Here is a 15,583-nt window from a genome sequence, read left to right on the forward strand (position 1 = left end):
GCGCGCCCGGGGGAGGTCGTTGTTGTTGACTTCTCCCGATCGCCTCCGAGATTGAGGCACTGTGCGCGCCCTCCTGTCCCATCCCCGAGCGGGACTGACATTGCTCGAACTTCTGATGGTGCTCGTGATTCTCGCGATCACCACCGCTCTTGTGCCGTTGGCGTGGCGGTCCCCGCGCGCCACCGAGGGGAGCGCGCTCGACGGGCTGACACAGACGGCGCGGCATGAGGCGATACGTCGCGGCGAAGAGCTGCGACTGCAAGTAGACGCCGACGGCGCCTGGGTGCTCGCGGCGCGCGACGGCACCGAGATTCTCGAGACCGGACGCATCGCGGCGCCCGCAGCACCAGTATTGCTGCGCGTCGATGCCCTCGGCACCTGCCGCCCCGGCAACGAACTGGCCGGTTCCGGCGCGTCGTTCGACATGCTCGGTTGCCGGTATGTCGCGACGAATACCGCGATGCCCGCCGCGACCGCTGGGGGGGCCCGGTGACACTCCTCGAGTCGATCATCGCCAGCCTCCTGCTCGCGGTCACCGCCCTCGTGTGTCTCGATGCGACCCGTGGCGCGGCCGCGCTCCAGCGGAAGAGCGGGGCGTGGACGCAGGCCGTGGCGAACGCCGAATCGGAACTGGCGACCGTGAGCAGTGGAGGGCTCGCGCTGAACACCACGCGCATTTCGCGCCGTCCGTGGCGCGATGGCCTCGATGTGATCGAGGTCGATGTCCCGATGGCGGGCGGCGTGAGCTTTCGGCTCACGCGCCTGGTAGAGCGGACGCCGTGAGACGCCAGCGCCGAGGATTCACGCTGCTGGAAGTGATCGTCGCGATCACGGTGACCGGCCTCGCGCTCACCACGGCGGGCATGGCGCTGACGGCCGCGCGCAACACCGTCGTGCGCATTCAGACTCACGAGGCGCGCACGGAAGCGGACAGTCGCCTTCGCGCCCTGCTCACCGACATGCTGCGCCATGCGCCAGCGGCGGAGCAGGTTGATGCGCCGCTACTGGTGGTCGACCGCTCGGGCGGGGCGCCGGTGCTGCGCTTCCTGTCGAATGGCGTTCGCGAGCCGTACGGCACCGGTGGGCCATGGCTGGTGGAGGTCGCCGTACGCGACTCGGTGCTTCTGGTGCGCGCGACCCCGACGGGTCGTGACGGCGGGGCGTCGCCGCTCACCGCCACGCTCTCCTCCGTAAGCGGCTTCGAGGTGCGCGTATTGGAGCACGCGTCGGCACTGGAATCGCCAACGTGGCGTGCCGACTGGCCGATCGCGCAGGACCGTCCGCGGGCCATTGAACTCACATGGCGGCTTCCTGCAAACGATGCGCCGATTCCGTTGCGTGTAGTGCTCGCGCCACTGGAACGGCCGCGCTCATGACGACGACCCATCGTCGGCCGGCCCGCCGCCGTGTGCGTGGCCATGCAAGGCGCGGCGCGGCGCTGGTCGTCGCGCTCGTCACGATCGCGGTGCTCGCGAGCGTCGCGGCGATCGCGAGCAGCCGCGCGCGGCAGGCGGCGTCGGTGGTGGACAACCGACGTTCGCAGGTCACGGCTCGGGCGATGGCCGAGAGTGGCGTGCTGGCAGCGCGTGCACACATAGAATCGGAGTTGCGCGACGTGGGGCCCGACTCGGCGCGCGTCGATGGCGTATTCGATGCGCTCACGGCGAGCAACCGGGCGCTGGTGCAGGACACGATCCGCGAGGGTGCCTTCGCGACGGCCGTGGTCGACGTCAGCGCGCGGCTCGATGTGAACGCGGCCGGTGCCGAAGGCTTGCAGCAGCTGTTGGCAACCGTGGCGCCTCCCGATGAAGCGCGACGGCTGGCGGAGTCGATGGAGGCTCGCGTGCGAGGGGAGGCCTCGGGCGCGTCGTTGCAGAACGACGCGGCGCGGCTGCTCCGTTGGCAGCGCGATTCGCTCGCCGCCACGATGCTGGGGCGTGAACCGACGTCACGTGCCATGCACCCCTTCACGTCACTCGATGAATTACTCACCGTGCCGGGCATGAAAGCGGAATGGCTCGATGCCATCGCGGCGGATCTCACCGTCGATGGCGACGGTCGGGTGAATCGTCGCGCCGCGTCGCGCCGCGTGCTCGCGGCGGCCACGGGTACGCTGGTGGATCGGCCGTCGCGGCTGTTGCTGATCTCGCGCGGCTGGCGACTAGGGCACGTGCTGACCCGCGAGATTCAGGCGGTGTTCGATGTGAACGGCACAGAGCTCCGGCTCGTGCGGTGGCGGGAGCAGGATCGATGAGCCGCCCGCTGTGTCTGCTGCTGGAACCGGACGCGGTCTACGCGCTGACTCGTGAGGGCGATAGCGGCGCAGCACGTTTAGTGTGGAACCCCGAGGCACCAGGCCCCATGGTGGACGCCCTGCGGGCCGTAGTCGGCGCGCCGACGGAGCTTGTCGTGATTGTCGGCCTCGCGTTTCTCGAGATCGCCGAGCCGCAGCTGCCACCGGTTCCGAATGACGTCCGCGTACGCATGTTGCAGCGCGACAGCGACCGCTACTTCGCGCTGCGCGAACCGGCGGCCGTGGCCACCGATGGCCGCGTCGCCTTTGCGACGCCGAGTGCGTTGCTGGCGTCGTGGATCGACGCGTTGTCGGCCTGGAGTCCGATCCGGGCAGTGGTCACGGTGGGCGAAGCCGCCGCGCTGGCCGGACATGACGGTGAATGGACGGTGCCTGCCGGTTCGGCTTCATCCGGCCATCTCACGATGCGCGACGGGCGGGTGTACGAAGCCCGACGTGCGCGCGGCAGGGTGGCGGATCTCGAGCGCACGCTGACGATCAACGAATTAGCGGCCGGTGCGTGGCGCGCGGCGACGGGCGCGCTCGACGTGCAGCTGCTCGATGCCGCGATGCGCGCGCGCATCCAGCGGCAGCGCAATCGGCGGTGGTGGCAATCGGCGGCGTTCGCGGGGGCCGCGCTGGTGCTGCTGGGGTGGAGCGTGGATCGCTGGCGTGAGCGGCAGCTGATCGCGCTGCAGCGAGAAGCCCAGTCGCTGGAGCTGGCCACGACCGGCGCCCGCGCCGCGCAGGAACGTTTGGGGCGCGCGGAACGCGAGCAATCCGCAATCGCGGAGGGAGATCGTCTCGCGGCGCGTCCCGATGCGCCAGCGGTCGTGCTGGCACGACTCGGTACCCTGCTCCCTCGCGACGCGTTCATGCAGCGACTGGAGTGGAACGGTACCGAGTGGCGCATCGACGGCAGTGCCAATGATGCAGCAGTCCTGGTGCCACTGCTCGACGCCGACGTGCAGTTCGTCGGCGTGCGCGCGGCGGCTTCCAGCACGCGCTATCTTGAAAACGGGCGTTCGCGCAGCTCATTCTCGATCGTGTTTCAGACCGCCGGCGAGCCGGCCGCGGCACGAGGTGCTCGATGAGCACGAATGGGGCGCCGTCTCGGGAACGCCGCGTCGTCATCGGGGGCATTGTCGTGCTCGCGTTGTCGTTGCTGGTAGCCTATGGTGTGGTGCCCGCCGCTCGGCGATGGCGCGACCGTGAACTCATTTTCGATCGCGTCCGCTTGCAAGTGGCGCACCTGAAGGGCATCCAGCAGCACGCCAGTGAGCTCGAATCGGCGGCTTCACAAAGGGAAGTGCTGCTGGCCAGCGGGGCGCGTCGCGTGATTCATGCGCGATCCAGTGCACTGGGCGCGAGTGCGCTGCAAACACTGCTGCAGGGCGCGGCCGATGCGAGCGGTTTGGTGGTCGATCGGGTGGATGTCGGGGCCGACCTCACGAACAATGGCGACCTCACCGCGACGATGTCGGCCTATGGTGACATTCATGGACTCGCGGCCCTGCTCGCGCAGTTGGCCAGCGCGCCGCGCATCACGGCGGTGGAGCGCCTCACGGTGCAGATCAATCCAGCCCTGCGTGGCGCGCCCGATGTGCTGCGCGTGACGCTCGGGGTCCGTGCGCCGATGGTAATGGAATGAGCACGATGAACGGATGGCGCGGGTACCGAGCGCTCGACGCGCTGGCGGCGGTGTGCGGAGTGCTCGCGGTAGTCACGCTGGTGCTGCCGACGTCGACGACCGTCGCGCCCGCCGAGCTCCGCGTGTTGTCGGCGCGTGGGGCATCATCGCAAGCGTCGAGCAGCGCTGGTGCGGCGGTCGATTCCGTACGACGCGAGATCGTTCGTACGAACGCGTTCAGCGCCAGTCGTAAGGAGCCGACCGCGCGCTTTGTGGCGCCGGGATCCGAGCCGACACCGCCGATGCCATCGGCGTTCGATGCGGGTGCCGATGGCGGTGCGGGTGCATTCGCTGCGGCGGACGTCGATGCCGGGCCGCGGCTGTTCGGCATTGTGTCGGTTGACGGCTCGCTTCGCGCGTTGCTTCAGGTGCGTTCGGCGAGTGAGCCGCCACGTCTGCTTGGTGTGGGCGAAACATCGGGCGGTGTGCGCGTGGTGCGCATTGCCGGTGATCGCGTCGTGATTTCAACTCCCAGCGGGACGCGCACTCTGCGCCTGTCCCGCGTCGTGCCGGATTCCAGCGAGAACGCGCCGTGATCGTCCTACCGCTTCCACGAACCTGGCGCCGCACGGCGCTTGGCGTCCTGCTTGGTCCTGTGGCGTTGTCGCTGAGTAGCCACGCGCTGCAGGGGCAAGCAAAGGCGCCGGCGCCGGTTGCCGCGCCGCGCAACACCACGCTCGATTTCGCCAACGCGAGACTGGCCGACGTGATCCGCACGTTGGCCACGATGCTGGGACGCACCGTGTTGATGAGCGACATACCGGATGTGCGCGTGACCTTCGCGACGCCGGCGCCGCTGAACACCGCAGAGCTCGAGCGCATTCTCGAGTCGCTGTTGGAATCGCACGACCTGATGCTGGTGCCGAATGGCACAGTGGCGCAGGTGCTGCCAACCGTAAAGGCACCGGCCGCCGGGTCACTGCGTACCGGCTTTGCGCTTCCCGATCCGCCGCCACTGGGCCTGGTCACGCAGCTCGTACCGCTGCAGTCGATTCGTGCCGACGAGGGGGCCGATGCGCTGCGCGCGCTGATGGGCAAAGGCGCGCGGGTCGAAACGATTGCGCGTTCGAACGCGCTACTGATTACCGATCGCGGTGCAAACGTGGCACGGTATCTCGAACTCCTGCGTACCCTCGATGCCGCACCGGCCGGCGAGTCGGGACTACGCACCTATGTGGTCAACCTCAAGTACGCCGCCGCCGACGACTTGGCGGCGGCGCTGGGTCAGTTGTACGGCGCGCAGGTCGCCAACACCGGTGGCGGCTCGCTGGCCGACCGGTCGCTGTCGCGTGCGCTCGATTCGTTCCGAAATCGCGAGGCGGAGACCTTCCGTACGCGGAACTCGGGCGGGATGAGTGGTGCCAATGCGATCACACAGCAGAACAGTGCCACGCCGGCGTCTATGCCGCGCGATTCCGCGTCGGGCCTGCTGGTGGGGCGCACCACCATCGTGGCCAACCCGCCCACCAACGCCCTGGTGATCCGCACGGCACCGCCGAACTATCCGTTGCTGCGCGAAACGATCGACGCACTCGACACGCGTCCTTCGCAAGTCTTGTTCGAAGTCACCGTGGCGGAGATCGCGTTGGGCCGCGGGTCGGAGTTCGGCGTGGACTGGGCGGCGGTGAATCGTGGCGGCGACGTGCAAGCCCAGTTCGGCAACCCGGAAATCCCCGAGACGGGTTCCACCTCCGCGCTGCTTCGCTTGGTGCGTCTGAATGGCACGGGCGTACGCGCGCTGCTGCGCACGATCGCGTCCACCAGCGATGTACGAGTGCTGTCTACACCCGAGATCATCGCCGCCAACAACCGGGAAGCGTCGATCCTCGTGGGCAGCAAAGTGCCGTTCGTGGCGTCCACGCGCCTCGGCAACGACATCTCGATCGACCGCGCCATTCAGTATCAGGACGTGGGCACGAAGTTGTCGATCATTCCGACTATCAACGACGACGGCTACATCTCGGTGCAACTGCTGCAGGAAGTAAGTTCGCTCACCACGCAGACCGTCGCGGCGGCGCAGAGCGCTCCGGTGATTTCCACGCGCGAAGCATCGACGCGCGCCATACTGCGCGATGGGCAGACCGTAGTGATCGCCGGCCTCATCGGCGAGACGCGTGAGACTCAGGAACGGGGCATTCCATTGCTCATGGATATCCCGCTTTTGGGCGCGCTGTTCAAGCGCCAGTCCGTCACACGTCAGCGCACCGAACTCGCCATCTTCGTGACGCCGTATCTCGTGCGCTCCGACGCCGATGCCGATGCAATCCGTGAACGGGTGAAGAAGCGCCTGGAAGATCGCTCGCCGGGCGCGCTCGACGGCACGCCGCTCACCCGGAAGCCACCCGCATGAGTGGTGATGCCCGTGACCTGCGGGCGGCGGCGTCCGGTGCGCTGGCGGGGCGACTTCCTGCGCGGTGGCTGGAGGAGCACGCCGTGTTGCCGCTGGAGTTGGAGAACGGCTCGCTGCAGGTCGCAGCCGATGGCGTGATCGCCGCCGTCGTGCGTGATGCGCTGGAGCGCGCCTTTGACGCCGAGGTGCGCGTGGTGCCATACGGCGCGGGCGACATCCGCGCGGCGATCCTGTCGGCGCCTCGCGCAGCGCCGACCGATGTCGTGAGCGCGAGCAGCGGCGCCGAGGGGCTTCGCGGCGATCTGCTTCGCGGCGAACTCACCGAATCGCTGGACGATCTGCGGGCGCTCGCCTCGCGAGAGCCGGTGATCCAGGTCGTGAACGCGATGCTGGCTGAAGCGTCACGCGCCGGTGCCAGTGATGTCCACGTGGAATCGCGCCCCGATGGCTTGCGGGTGCGCATGCGGCTCGACGGCGTATTGCGCGACGCGCAGCAGCTTGGAGCCGAGTTCCGTTCGGCGGTCATCTCGCGGCTGAAGGTGCTGGCGGGTCTCGATATTGCCGAGCGACGCCTGCCGCAGGACGGCCGCGCGCGCGTGCGGGTTGGCGACCGTGAACTCGACGTGCGCATTTCGACGCTGCCCGCATTGCATGGCGAGAGTGTGGTGTTGCGATTGCTCGATGGCGGGCACGCCGATCAGCCGTCGTCGCTCGAAGCGCTGGGCCTCAGTGCTGACATCCTCGCGCAGTGGCGCACACTGCTGCAACGCCCATCGGGCTTGTTGTTGGTGAGTGGTCCAACCGGGTCGGGCAAGACAACTACGCTGTACGCCGCGTTGCGCGAACGCAGCACGCCTGGCGTGAAGGTGGTCACGGTGGAAGACCCCGTGGAGTATCGCCTCGATGGCATCGTGCAGTTGCCGGTGAACGCGCGCGCCGGCTTCGGCTTTCCGAACGCGTTGCGGGCCATCTTGCGGCACGATCCTGACGTGATCCTGGTGGGCGAACTGCGCGACGCTGAGACCGCCGACATCGCGGTACAGGCCTCGCTCACGGGACATCTGGTGCTGAGCACCGTGCACACCACCGATGCCACCGCGGCGCTGGCGCGATTGCAGGAGATGGGCGTGCCGCCGTACCTGCTGAGTGCAACGTTGCAGGGCGTGCTGGCGCAGCGGCTGGTGCGTCGGGTGTGCGCGCTCTGCGGCGCGTGGCGCGCGCTCTCCGAGCCCGAGCGGGTGCGCACCACCGAGTCTCGCGTGCCGATCACCCGGCTGCGCGAGGGGTCGGGGTGTGCGCATTGCGCGGGCACCGGATTCCGCGGTCGGGTGGCGATCACCGAGTTGCTGGTGCTCGACGATACGTTGCGAGGTGCGTTCACGCAGGGTACCTCGCTGGTGGAGTTGCGGACGATGGTGCGGGCACGCGGCGTGCGCCCGTTACGCGAGGATGGGTGGCGCTGTGTGGCCGCAGGTGACACGACAATAGACGAAGTGGCGCGCATGGTGAGCGAGGACGACGGCGCGTGAGTGGCGGCCCCCCGGCGCCGGCGGGTGCGACGCGATGGCGGTATCAGGCGGTCGATGCCCAAGGCACGATGTCGCGCGGTGAGGTCGATGCCGCCACGGCGGAGGCTGCGGCCGATCTTCTGCGCCGACGTTCGCTGTGGGTGATCGAACTCGAGCCCACGCGCGCCGCGGCCACGGCTGCGGCGACGAAGTCATCAGCGACGGCGGTGGCGTCGGCGTCGCCGGCGCGATTCCTGGATCGTCTCGCCCGCCGCATCACGGACGGCGACGAGTCGCTGGCGATTCTGACACGGTCGGTCGCCACGCTGCTGGAATCAGGAGTGCCGCTGGAGCGCGCCTTGGCCTTCGCCGCCTCGGGGGAGACCGACCCGCGCTGGCAGCGCACCTTTGGCGGGCTCCAGGAGGCCGTGACGCGCGGCGAGTCGCTGTCCGAGGCGGCGGCCCGCGTGGAGGCCCTCCCTCGCACCTATGCCCCGTTGCTGGCCGCTGCAGAGGCTTCGGGAAGTATGGCGGACACGTTTGCCCGCCTGGCCGACGATCTGGAGCAGCGGAGCCAGCTGCGAGCGCGCGTGCGCGCCGCGCTGGTGTACCCCACGCTGTTGGCGTTTGCATCGACAGTGGGCACGGTGGTCATTCTGGTGGTCGTCGTGCCGCGGTTCGCCGATCTGATCGCGGGCGCCGGCGGTACCGTACCGGCCAGCACGCGGCTGCTGATCGGCATAAGCGCCCTGCTCTCCCGTTTCGGTTGGCTGCTGGCGGTGGCGGTCGTGCTGGCCGGTGTGGCGGTGCGCCAGTCCCTGCAGGATCCGTCGCGGCGCCGGCGCTGGCACGCCGCGCGCCTCCGCTGGCCGCTGGTTGGTCGCTTCGAACGTGAGCAAGCCGCTGCCGGCTACCTCGGCACGCTGGCGGTGGCGCTCGAATCGGGCGTGCCCCTGCTGCGCGCGATGTCCCTGGCGAGCGGGACCGTGGGCAACGACGCCATCGCGGAGCGGCTGGCCCGCGCGGAAGTGGTCGTACGCGACGGTGGCTCGGTGTCGCAGGCGCTGTTCGGGTCTCTGACCCCACTCGCCACACGACTGCTCGAAGCGGGCGAACAGGGCGGCGCCCTGGCCCCGTTGGCCCGTCGCGCGGCGACGGCGGCCAGCGATCAGGTCCAACGGGTGATCACGAGTGCCGTGGCGCTGATCGAGCCCGTGATGATCCTGGGCTTTGGCGGCGTGGTCGGTTTCGTAGCCCTCGCGCTGCTGCAGGCGATTTATGGGATTAACGCCAGCAGTTTTTGACCGTCCCAAAAGCAAGGGAATCGTCATCGCTTGGGCCAGACTTCAGACACTGGACGGTTCTGGTACCAACGTGAAGCGGTCTCAGCCGTGCGTCCTATTGACAGTTGGTCCGCTACGTCCGAGCGTTCGCGTGTTCCCATTTTCGCGGCTTCGCAACAGGTTCTCACCAGTCGCCCCTTCAGCAAACCGCCATGTCGACGAACGACGCTGAACATCCGGAATCAGGGACCGAGGCCGCGACCATAGACGACAGCCGTCCGAGTCGTCGTCGCTTCTTCACGCTTGGCGCTTCGGCCGCAGTGGGACTCGCCGCCGCGCAGACGCTCGAGGCCCAGCGGCCCAGCGGCCGCGGCGGGCGAGCATTCCCCAACGGGCAGACGCCGAACACGGCCGCCGATCCGTCGGCCGCGTGGAGCGATCCCGTGCTGCGCCTTGTGCGTCGTGTCACGATGGGGATGAACCCTGAGGAAGTCGCGCTGGCACGGCGACTGGGCTACGCCGGCTATCTCGACTATCATCTGCGTGTCGCCGAGATCGACGACAGTGCCATCGAAGCGATCGTTTCCGCCCGCCTGCCGATGACGCAGATGGCGTCCGCGATGCTCGCGACACAGGAGGGTAACGAGGTCGCCATGCAACTCGCCGACGCCACCTGGTATCGTGCGGCGTTCTCCAAGGCGCAGCTGCGCGAGCGTATGGTGGAGTTCTGGACCGACCATTTCACGATCAGCCTGAACAGAGTCGGCTACCTGAAGCTGGTCGACGATCGCGATGTGATCCGTCCGAACGCGATGGGGACGTTTCCCGAGCTGTTGCGCGCCAGCGCACACAGCGGTGCGATGCTCGTGTATCTCGACCAGAATCGCAGCCGCACGCCGACGCCGAATCAGAACTACGCGCGCGAAATCATGGAGCTTCACACGCTGGGTGTCACCGGCGGCTACTCGCAAACCGACGTCGCGGAGCTCTCGCGCATGCTCACCGGATGGACCACCGCCGGTGCCGGCATCTTCTCGTTCAATCGCAGCTTCCACGATCGCAACGCGAAGACGTTCCTTGGCCGTTCGTTCCCGGCCATGCCCGTCACCGCGACCGACGCGGAGATGAAGGGCGAGGGCGACACGGCGATTCGGATGCTCATCGAGCATCCGAGCACGGCGGCCTACATCTCGCTCAAGATGGCACGCTGGCTCCTGGCCTACGAGCCGCCGCAGACGGTGGTCGATGCGACTGCCGCGACGTACCTGTCCACGGGCGGCGACATCAAGGCGATGATCCGCACGATTCTGTCGGGCAAAAACCTGGCGGCGGCCCCGGCCAAGTACAAACGCCCCTTCCACCTTGGCGTTTCCGCGATGCGCGGCATGGGCGCCACGATCACCAACATCCGAGCGGCGCGTCAGCGCGCCGACCAGATGGGGATGCCGATGTTCCTGTGGGAACAGCCCAACGGCTATCCCGATCGGGTGGATTGGTGGAGTGGACTCGTGATTACCCGCTGGTCGTACATGCAGTACTTGTCGACGCAAAACAGCGCGACAACCACGCGCGTGGATTCCATGCCGTTCCGCACGCCGGACACCGCCGATGGCGTGGTCGCGCAGATTAATACCCGCATGTTCGGTGGCGAGCTTTCGCCGGCGCTGCGCACGCAACTGCTCACGTATCTGCGCAGCGGCACGTACAGCGATGCCATGGTGCGTGAAACAATTGCGCTTGCTGGCAGTGCGCAGGAGTACCAGTGGTTCTGATGCCCCCTTTTCACGTGAGCCGAGTCGCCACATGAGTGATGAATCGACAGAAGACGGGTGCCGGGAATACCAGCAACTGGCACGCCGTGATTTCCTGACGTTGGCGGGCGGCGTGGGCGTAAGTGCCCTGCTCCCGACCTGGCTTCCCAAGGTCGTGTTGGCGCAGTCGTCGAACGGCAGCCGCGACATCATCGTCTCCGTATTCCTGAGCGGTGGCACCGACGGCATGTCCATGGTCGTGCCGTTTGGCGATCCGGATTATTACACGGGTCGTCCGAACATCGCGATCGCCCGTCCTGATGCAGCGGGCACGGGTCCGAAGGCGGTCGCACTCGACGACTTCTTCGGCTTCTCGCCGGGCATGGCGCCGTTGATGCCCGCGTACACTAACGGCGACTTGCTGGTGGCCCACGCGACCGGATCGGTCGACAACTCGCGCTCGCACTTCGACGCACAGCGGTACATGGAACTCGGCAAACCGAGGGATCCGCGTATCACCGGTGGCTGGCTTGGCCGACATCTCGCGACCAGCGCTCCCACGCGGAGCAACGCGCCGCTACGTGGGCTGAGCTTCACGTCGGGAATGCCGCAGACGTTGTCGGCGGGACCGAAGACCCTTCCGATTCCGAATCCCGCGAACTTCACGATCGGTGGCAGTGCGGCCACGGCCACGGCGCGAGCGCAGTGGCTCGCGGCGAACCACGGCGGCACGGTGAATCCGGTGCAGGACAATGCGCTCGATGCCACGAACACGATTGCGCTGCTGCAACGGATCAACTTCACCGGCTACGCGCCGGCGAACGGCGCGATGTATCCGGCCAGCGGATTTGGTCAGGCGCTGCGTTCCACGGCCGCGCTGATCAAGGCCGATGTCGGCGTCGAGGCGGTGCATGCGTTCAACGGCGGCTGGGACACGCACGCCACGCAAGGACCGGTGGCCACGCTCGACGGTGGCGCCATGCACAATCGAATGCTCGATCTCGCGAGTGCGCTGGCCGCGTTCCACGCCGACCTCATTCAAGGCACGACGTCGTATGGCGTGACCGTCGTGGTGATCTCCGAGTTCGGTCGCAACGCGCGTGAGAACGGCAACCGCGGCACCGACCATGGCCGCGGCAACGTCGCCTTCGCCATGGGCAAGAAAATCAACGGTGGACGTGTGCTCACGAATGGTTGGCCCGGACTGGCGCGAGAGAATCTCGAAAATGGCCAGGATCTTCGCGTCACGCTCGATCACCGCGACATTCTCGCCGAGATCGTGCAGAACCGGTTGGGCAACAATAACCTGTCGGTCGTGTTCCCCGACTACACACCGCGGTTCCGCAATGTCACCAAGGCGTAGCGAGCAACGCGTAGCGCGAGAAGGATGATGATGTACGAAGGGCGCACCCTACTGTCGGGTGCGCCCTTCGTGCGTCGTGCGCGTGCAAGGGCGCTCGCGTTACGGACTCACGATGATCGTACCATCCATGCCCGGATGCAGCGTACACGTGTATTGAAACACGCCGGCCGTGGGGAACGTGCGGGCCACCGTCACGCTGCTGATGGTATTGATATCCGTCGGCGAGCCGGCGAGTCGGCGATCCCAGATCACGTTGTGCGCCAGCGCGGGGAAAATGAACCGCACGGTACCGCCCTGCTTCACCACCGTTTCAAAGGGACTGAAGGTCAGCCCCGGCATGAACACATCAGCAGTGGTCGGTGCGTTGGGAATGCTGCTCACGATCAACTGCACGCTGCCGGTTCTCGGTACGGCCCCGTCGACGACCGACGCCCGCAGGCTGGCCGTTCCTACTCCAACACCAGTCACGACACCGGCCGCTGTAATCGTGGCGATCGCGGCGTTGCTGGTGCTCCACGTGACGACGCGGGTACCGAGCGCCACGGTCCCTCCCAAGGCGTCACGTCCGCCGACCGTAGCTTGCGTGAGCTGCCCCAGCGGGATGGTGAGATCTTGCGCGCTCACTACGATAGCGGCCAGCACGCCCGCACCCGATGTCACCGTGACATCGAGTGTGCCGGTCGCGGCACCCACGGTCGCGCGAATGGTCGCGGAACCGGCCGTTACACCGGTCACGACGCCTGACGCGCTCACCGAGGCGATGCTCGGTGCCGTGGAGCTCCATACCGGCTGGTCACTGGTCACCACGGCGCCGCTCGATGTGCGCGCCACGGCGGAGAACTGCACCGTTTGCGACTGGGTCATCGCCGTCGTGGCAGCCGACACATCGACTCGTGACACGACGACGGCGGGCGGTGGTGGTGGCGGCGTCATGCTCGACGAGCCGTCTCCGCACGCCGCGAGCAGCGCCACACCAACGAACGCGCCCCAGCGCGTGAGCGATGGCATGCGCGACTTCACGCGAGTCTTCATCGTGGCGGCCTCGGCGCGGGCGCATCAGGGCGACCACCAGGATGCCAGGTCGGCTTGGGGCCGTCCGACAACAGGCGCACGGCTTTCGTAGTGGCGGAGATCACCTGCGCCATATGCTCGACATTCACAATAGACGCCTCGTCCTTCGGGGAATGGTACGGAGTCACGAGATTGTACGATGAGAGCGAATGCGCGGGGATGCCGATTCGCGCGAACGCCACATTGTCACTCCGTGAGAAGAAGTTCTGCCCAGGGCGTGGGTCCGGCACGAGCGGGATGCCGTTGTCGGCCAGCAGCTCGCCCAACGTGGAGCGCTCATAGCCGGTCAGCCACGCCTTGCCGAAACCACCGGCGAGCGAGTCCACGTGCGCGATCATCTCCACGTTCAGATCGACTACCGTCTTCTCGAGTGGCAACAACGGGTGGCGGATGTACCAACTGGTGCCGAACCCGCCGACTTCTTCGCCGGTGATCGACATGAACAGAATCGTGCGCTTGGGACGCGGTCCTTTCATGAGCGCGTTCGCCATCTCGACAAGTGCCACATTGCCCGAGGCGTCGTCATCGGCGCCGTTGTTGACGGAATCACCATCGACCGGCTCGCGGATGCCGATGTGATCGTAGTGCGCGGTTACGAGCACGACCTCATCGCGCAGTACCGGATCGCTGCCGCGGATCATCGCCGCCACGTTCGATGTGCGTAGTCGCTGCTCGACAGGGAGCGAATCCCAGGCGGCCCACGACGCCACCGGCGCCGGACGCGTGCGCCCCGGCGCATTGGCCGGGCCCTGCGCGAGGCGCAGCGGGATATGCTGACGGAACGTGCCGGCGTCACCCGCCGGCGTGAGGCCCGCGGCGCGATACTGCTGTTCGAGCCAGATCGCCGCACGCTCCTGGCCTCGCGAGCCTGTCATGCGTCCCTCCATCGAGTCGGCGGCGAGGATCTCGATGTTCCGCTTGACCGACGCCTTGTCGATTCGATCGCCCGGCATCGCTGCGGCCCCGGGCGACGGGTTTGACGCCCGCGCTTGCGGCTCGGCCACGAGCGCGAGCCACTGACCATTCGGACTCACGGCCAAGCGGGTGATGTTCGCGAGATGCGCGAAGGCGAGATCGCCGAGCGACTTCCACTCGGTCGTACCACGCCGCCACTGCATGAGCTGCGTGCCACTGCCCACGAGCAGCGTCGTGCTATCGACCCAGGCCACGTCTTCGCTGCCCTTGGGTAACGCGATCAACGTGTCGACGCGACGCGAGACGGGATCGAGTCGCATCACGTACCACGCGGCGCCACCCTTCTGCACGTAACTCACCTGCGCGGTGCCGGGAATGCGATGCAGCGAGCGTCCCACATTGCTGGCGATCACGCTTCCGGTGGTCTGTTCACGACCCCTGCCCGTGCGCGCGAGTTGTAGCGTGGCGGGCGAACCGAGCACGAACATGGCCCACGTACTGTCGTCGGCCTGTGCGAAGTATCCCACCGGCTTGATCGCCGGAAAGAGCACCGTCGGCGCCGAACCATCGAATGGAAACTGCGCGAGCCGTTGCGCGGAGTCGGCCTCCACCCGAATCACGGTGAGCGATTTTCCGTCGAGGGTCGGCATGGCCGAGTATTCGCTCTCCGGCTTCGTGGCACGCAGCGGGGCGGTGAGTCCCGTGCTGAAATCGTTGCGGTAGATGTCGCTCTGTCCGTCGCCGCGGTTCGACGTGAAGTACAACGCGCGCGAATCCCGCTGAAAGGCCGGTTGATTGTCGTAACCCGCGCGGCGCGACACGTTGGCCGGCACGCCGATCTTGAGCGCGTCGCCTCGGCCCACGAGCGGCAGCAGATAGACATCGGGATCGGCCGGTGCTGGACGCGCGGCCGCACCAGCGGCGGGACGGGTCGTGGCGACCTGTGCGACGACGCGGGACGGGACGACGATGCCGAACACGAACAGCAGGCTCGGCACGAGGGACCAGCGACGGCACGGCGTGAAAGAGGTCATACGAAGACACGGGAAAAGAGTGCGTACGGCACGGAGCGCGGAGTGATCTCTGAAAGCTACGGACTGACCGTTGCGCCCGCATAGCGCGAGCCGCTAGCGTCCATTCACTATGAGGCTTTCTTCGTACCGCTTTCGCGTGTTCGCCGTGAGGCGTCACTTGCTGCAGATTGCGCTGCATCGCAGTGTGCTGCTGGCCACACTTGGCGCCACGGTCCCTGCGTTGAACGCCTGTCGGGACAGCGCACCGACCGCGGTCACGCCGCCATCGACAGGTGGTCCGAAGATCAGCAGCCTCATCGCTTCACCGGCGTCGTTGAACCTGCAG

15 protein-coding genes are annotated in these 15,583 nt (G+C 67.4%); 13 read left to right on the top strand and 2 right to left on the bottom strand.

What is annotated here, in order from left to right; all coding sequences use genetic code 11:
• The first annotated feature begins 61 nt into the window (after positions 1-61).
• The 12 genes from ACESNG_RS22260 to ACESNG_RS22315 all read left to right on the top strand — a co-directional run bounded on the left by ACESNG_RS22260 (position 62) and on the right by ACESNG_RS22315 (position 12,238).
• On the top strand, positions 62-493 hold the full coding sequence (locus tag ACESNG_RS22260) for a prepilin-type N-terminal cleavage/methylation domain-containing protein (protein ID WP_373057731.1): 432 nt from the start codon (positions 62-64) through the stop codon (positions 491-493).
• A complete protein-coding gene (locus ACESNG_RS22265; protein WP_373057729.1) occupies positions 490-783 on the top strand; it encodes a hypothetical protein in 294 nt (97 codons plus the stop codon). Before ACESNG_RS22260 ends, ACESNG_RS22265 begins: the two co-directional genes overlap by 4 nt.
• Positions 780-1,376, top strand: a complete 597-nt coding sequence (locus ACESNG_RS22270; RefSeq protein ID WP_373057727.1) for a type II secretion system protein J — start codon at positions 780-782, stop codon at positions 1,374-1,376. The genes ACESNG_RS22265 and ACESNG_RS22270 overlap by 4 nt, the downstream gene beginning before the upstream one ends.
• Positions 1,373-2,254 carry a hypothetical protein gene (locus ACESNG_RS22275; protein ID WP_373057725.1) on the top strand — a complete coding sequence of 294 codons (882 nt, stop codon included), beginning with the start codon at positions 1,373-1,375 and terminating at the stop codon, positions 2,252-2,254. The genes ACESNG_RS22270 and ACESNG_RS22275 overlap by 4 nt, the downstream gene beginning before the upstream one ends.
• Positions 2,251-3,387, top strand: a complete 1,137-nt coding sequence (locus tag ACESNG_RS22280) for a PilN domain-containing protein (protein ID WP_373070915.1) — start codon at positions 2,251-2,253, stop codon at positions 3,385-3,387. Before ACESNG_RS22275 ends, ACESNG_RS22280 begins: the two co-directional genes overlap by 4 nt.
• A complete protein-coding gene (locus tag ACESNG_RS22285) occupies positions 3,384-3,944 on the top strand; it encodes a GspMb/PilO family protein (RefSeq protein WP_373057721.1) in 561 nt (186 codons plus the stop codon). Before ACESNG_RS22280 ends, ACESNG_RS22285 begins: the two co-directional genes overlap by 4 nt.
• The gene (locus ACESNG_RS22290; protein ID WP_373057719.1) at positions 3,941-4,519 is read left to right on the top strand and encodes a hypothetical protein; all 579 of its coding nucleotides are present in this window, start codon (positions 3,941-3,943) and stop codon (positions 4,517-4,519) included. The genes ACESNG_RS22285 and ACESNG_RS22290 overlap by 4 nt, the downstream gene beginning before the upstream one ends.
• Complete coding sequence (locus ACESNG_RS22295; RefSeq protein WP_373057717.1) at positions 4,516-6,333, top strand: secretin N-terminal domain-containing protein; 1,818 nt, start codon at positions 4,516-4,518, stop codon at positions 6,331-6,333. Before ACESNG_RS22290 ends, ACESNG_RS22295 begins: the two co-directional genes overlap by 4 nt.
• The gene (locus tag ACESNG_RS22300) at positions 6,330-7,862 is read left to right on the top strand and encodes a GspE/PulE family protein (RefSeq protein ID WP_373057715.1); all 1,533 of its coding nucleotides are present in this window, start codon (positions 6,330-6,332) and stop codon (positions 7,860-7,862) included. Before ACESNG_RS22295 ends, ACESNG_RS22300 begins: the two co-directional genes overlap by 4 nt.
• The gene (locus ACESNG_RS22305) at positions 7,859-9,145 is read left to right on the top strand and encodes a type II secretion system F family protein (RefSeq protein ID WP_373070917.1); all 1,287 of its coding nucleotides are present in this window, start codon (positions 7,859-7,861) and stop codon (positions 9,143-9,145) included. Before ACESNG_RS22300 ends, ACESNG_RS22305 begins: the two co-directional genes overlap by 4 nt.
• A 191-nt stretch (positions 9,146-9,336) precedes the next feature.
• Positions 9,337-10,896 carry a DUF1800 domain-containing protein gene (locus tag ACESNG_RS22310; RefSeq protein WP_373060098.1) on the top strand — a complete coding sequence of 520 codons (1,560 nt, stop codon included), beginning with the start codon at positions 9,337-9,339 and terminating at the stop codon, positions 10,894-10,896.
• A gap of 31 nt (positions 10,897-10,927) precedes the next feature.
• Positions 10,928-12,238, top strand: coding sequence for a DUF1501 domain-containing protein (locus ACESNG_RS22315; protein WP_373060096.1), 1,311 nt, complete (start codon positions 10,928-10,930; stop codon positions 12,236-12,238).
• Positions 12,239-12,337: 99 nt separating this feature from the next.
• Here ACESNG_RS22315 and ACESNG_RS22320 read toward each other — a convergent pair whose 3' ends face one another.
• Both ACESNG_RS22320 and ACESNG_RS22325 read right to left on the bottom strand, forming a co-directional pair.
• Positions 12,338-13,270: an Ig-like domain-containing protein gene (locus ACESNG_RS22320; protein ID WP_373060094.1), complete on the bottom strand. Its 933-nt coding sequence runs from the start codon at positions 13,268-13,270 to the stop codon at positions 12,338-12,340.
• Positions 13,267-15,258 (bottom strand): M28 family peptidase, encoded by a 1,992-nt coding sequence (locus ACESNG_RS22325; RefSeq protein WP_373070919.1) that lies wholly within the window; start codon positions 15,256-15,258, stop codon positions 13,267-13,269. The genes ACESNG_RS22320 and ACESNG_RS22325 overlap by 4 nt, the downstream gene beginning before the upstream one ends.
• A 109-nt stretch (positions 15,259-15,367) precedes the next feature.
• Between ACESNG_RS22325 and ACESNG_RS22330 the strand changes: the two genes are divergently transcribed.
• On the top strand, positions 15,368-15,583 hold a 216-nt coding region (locus tag ACESNG_RS22330), incomplete at its 3' end, for a hypothetical protein (protein ID WP_373070921.1).

This window comes from Gemmatimonas sp. (genome assembly GCF_041689975.1).
Classification (GTDB): domain Bacteria; phylum Gemmatimonadota; class Gemmatimonadetes; order Gemmatimonadales; family Gemmatimonadaceae; genus Gemmatimonas.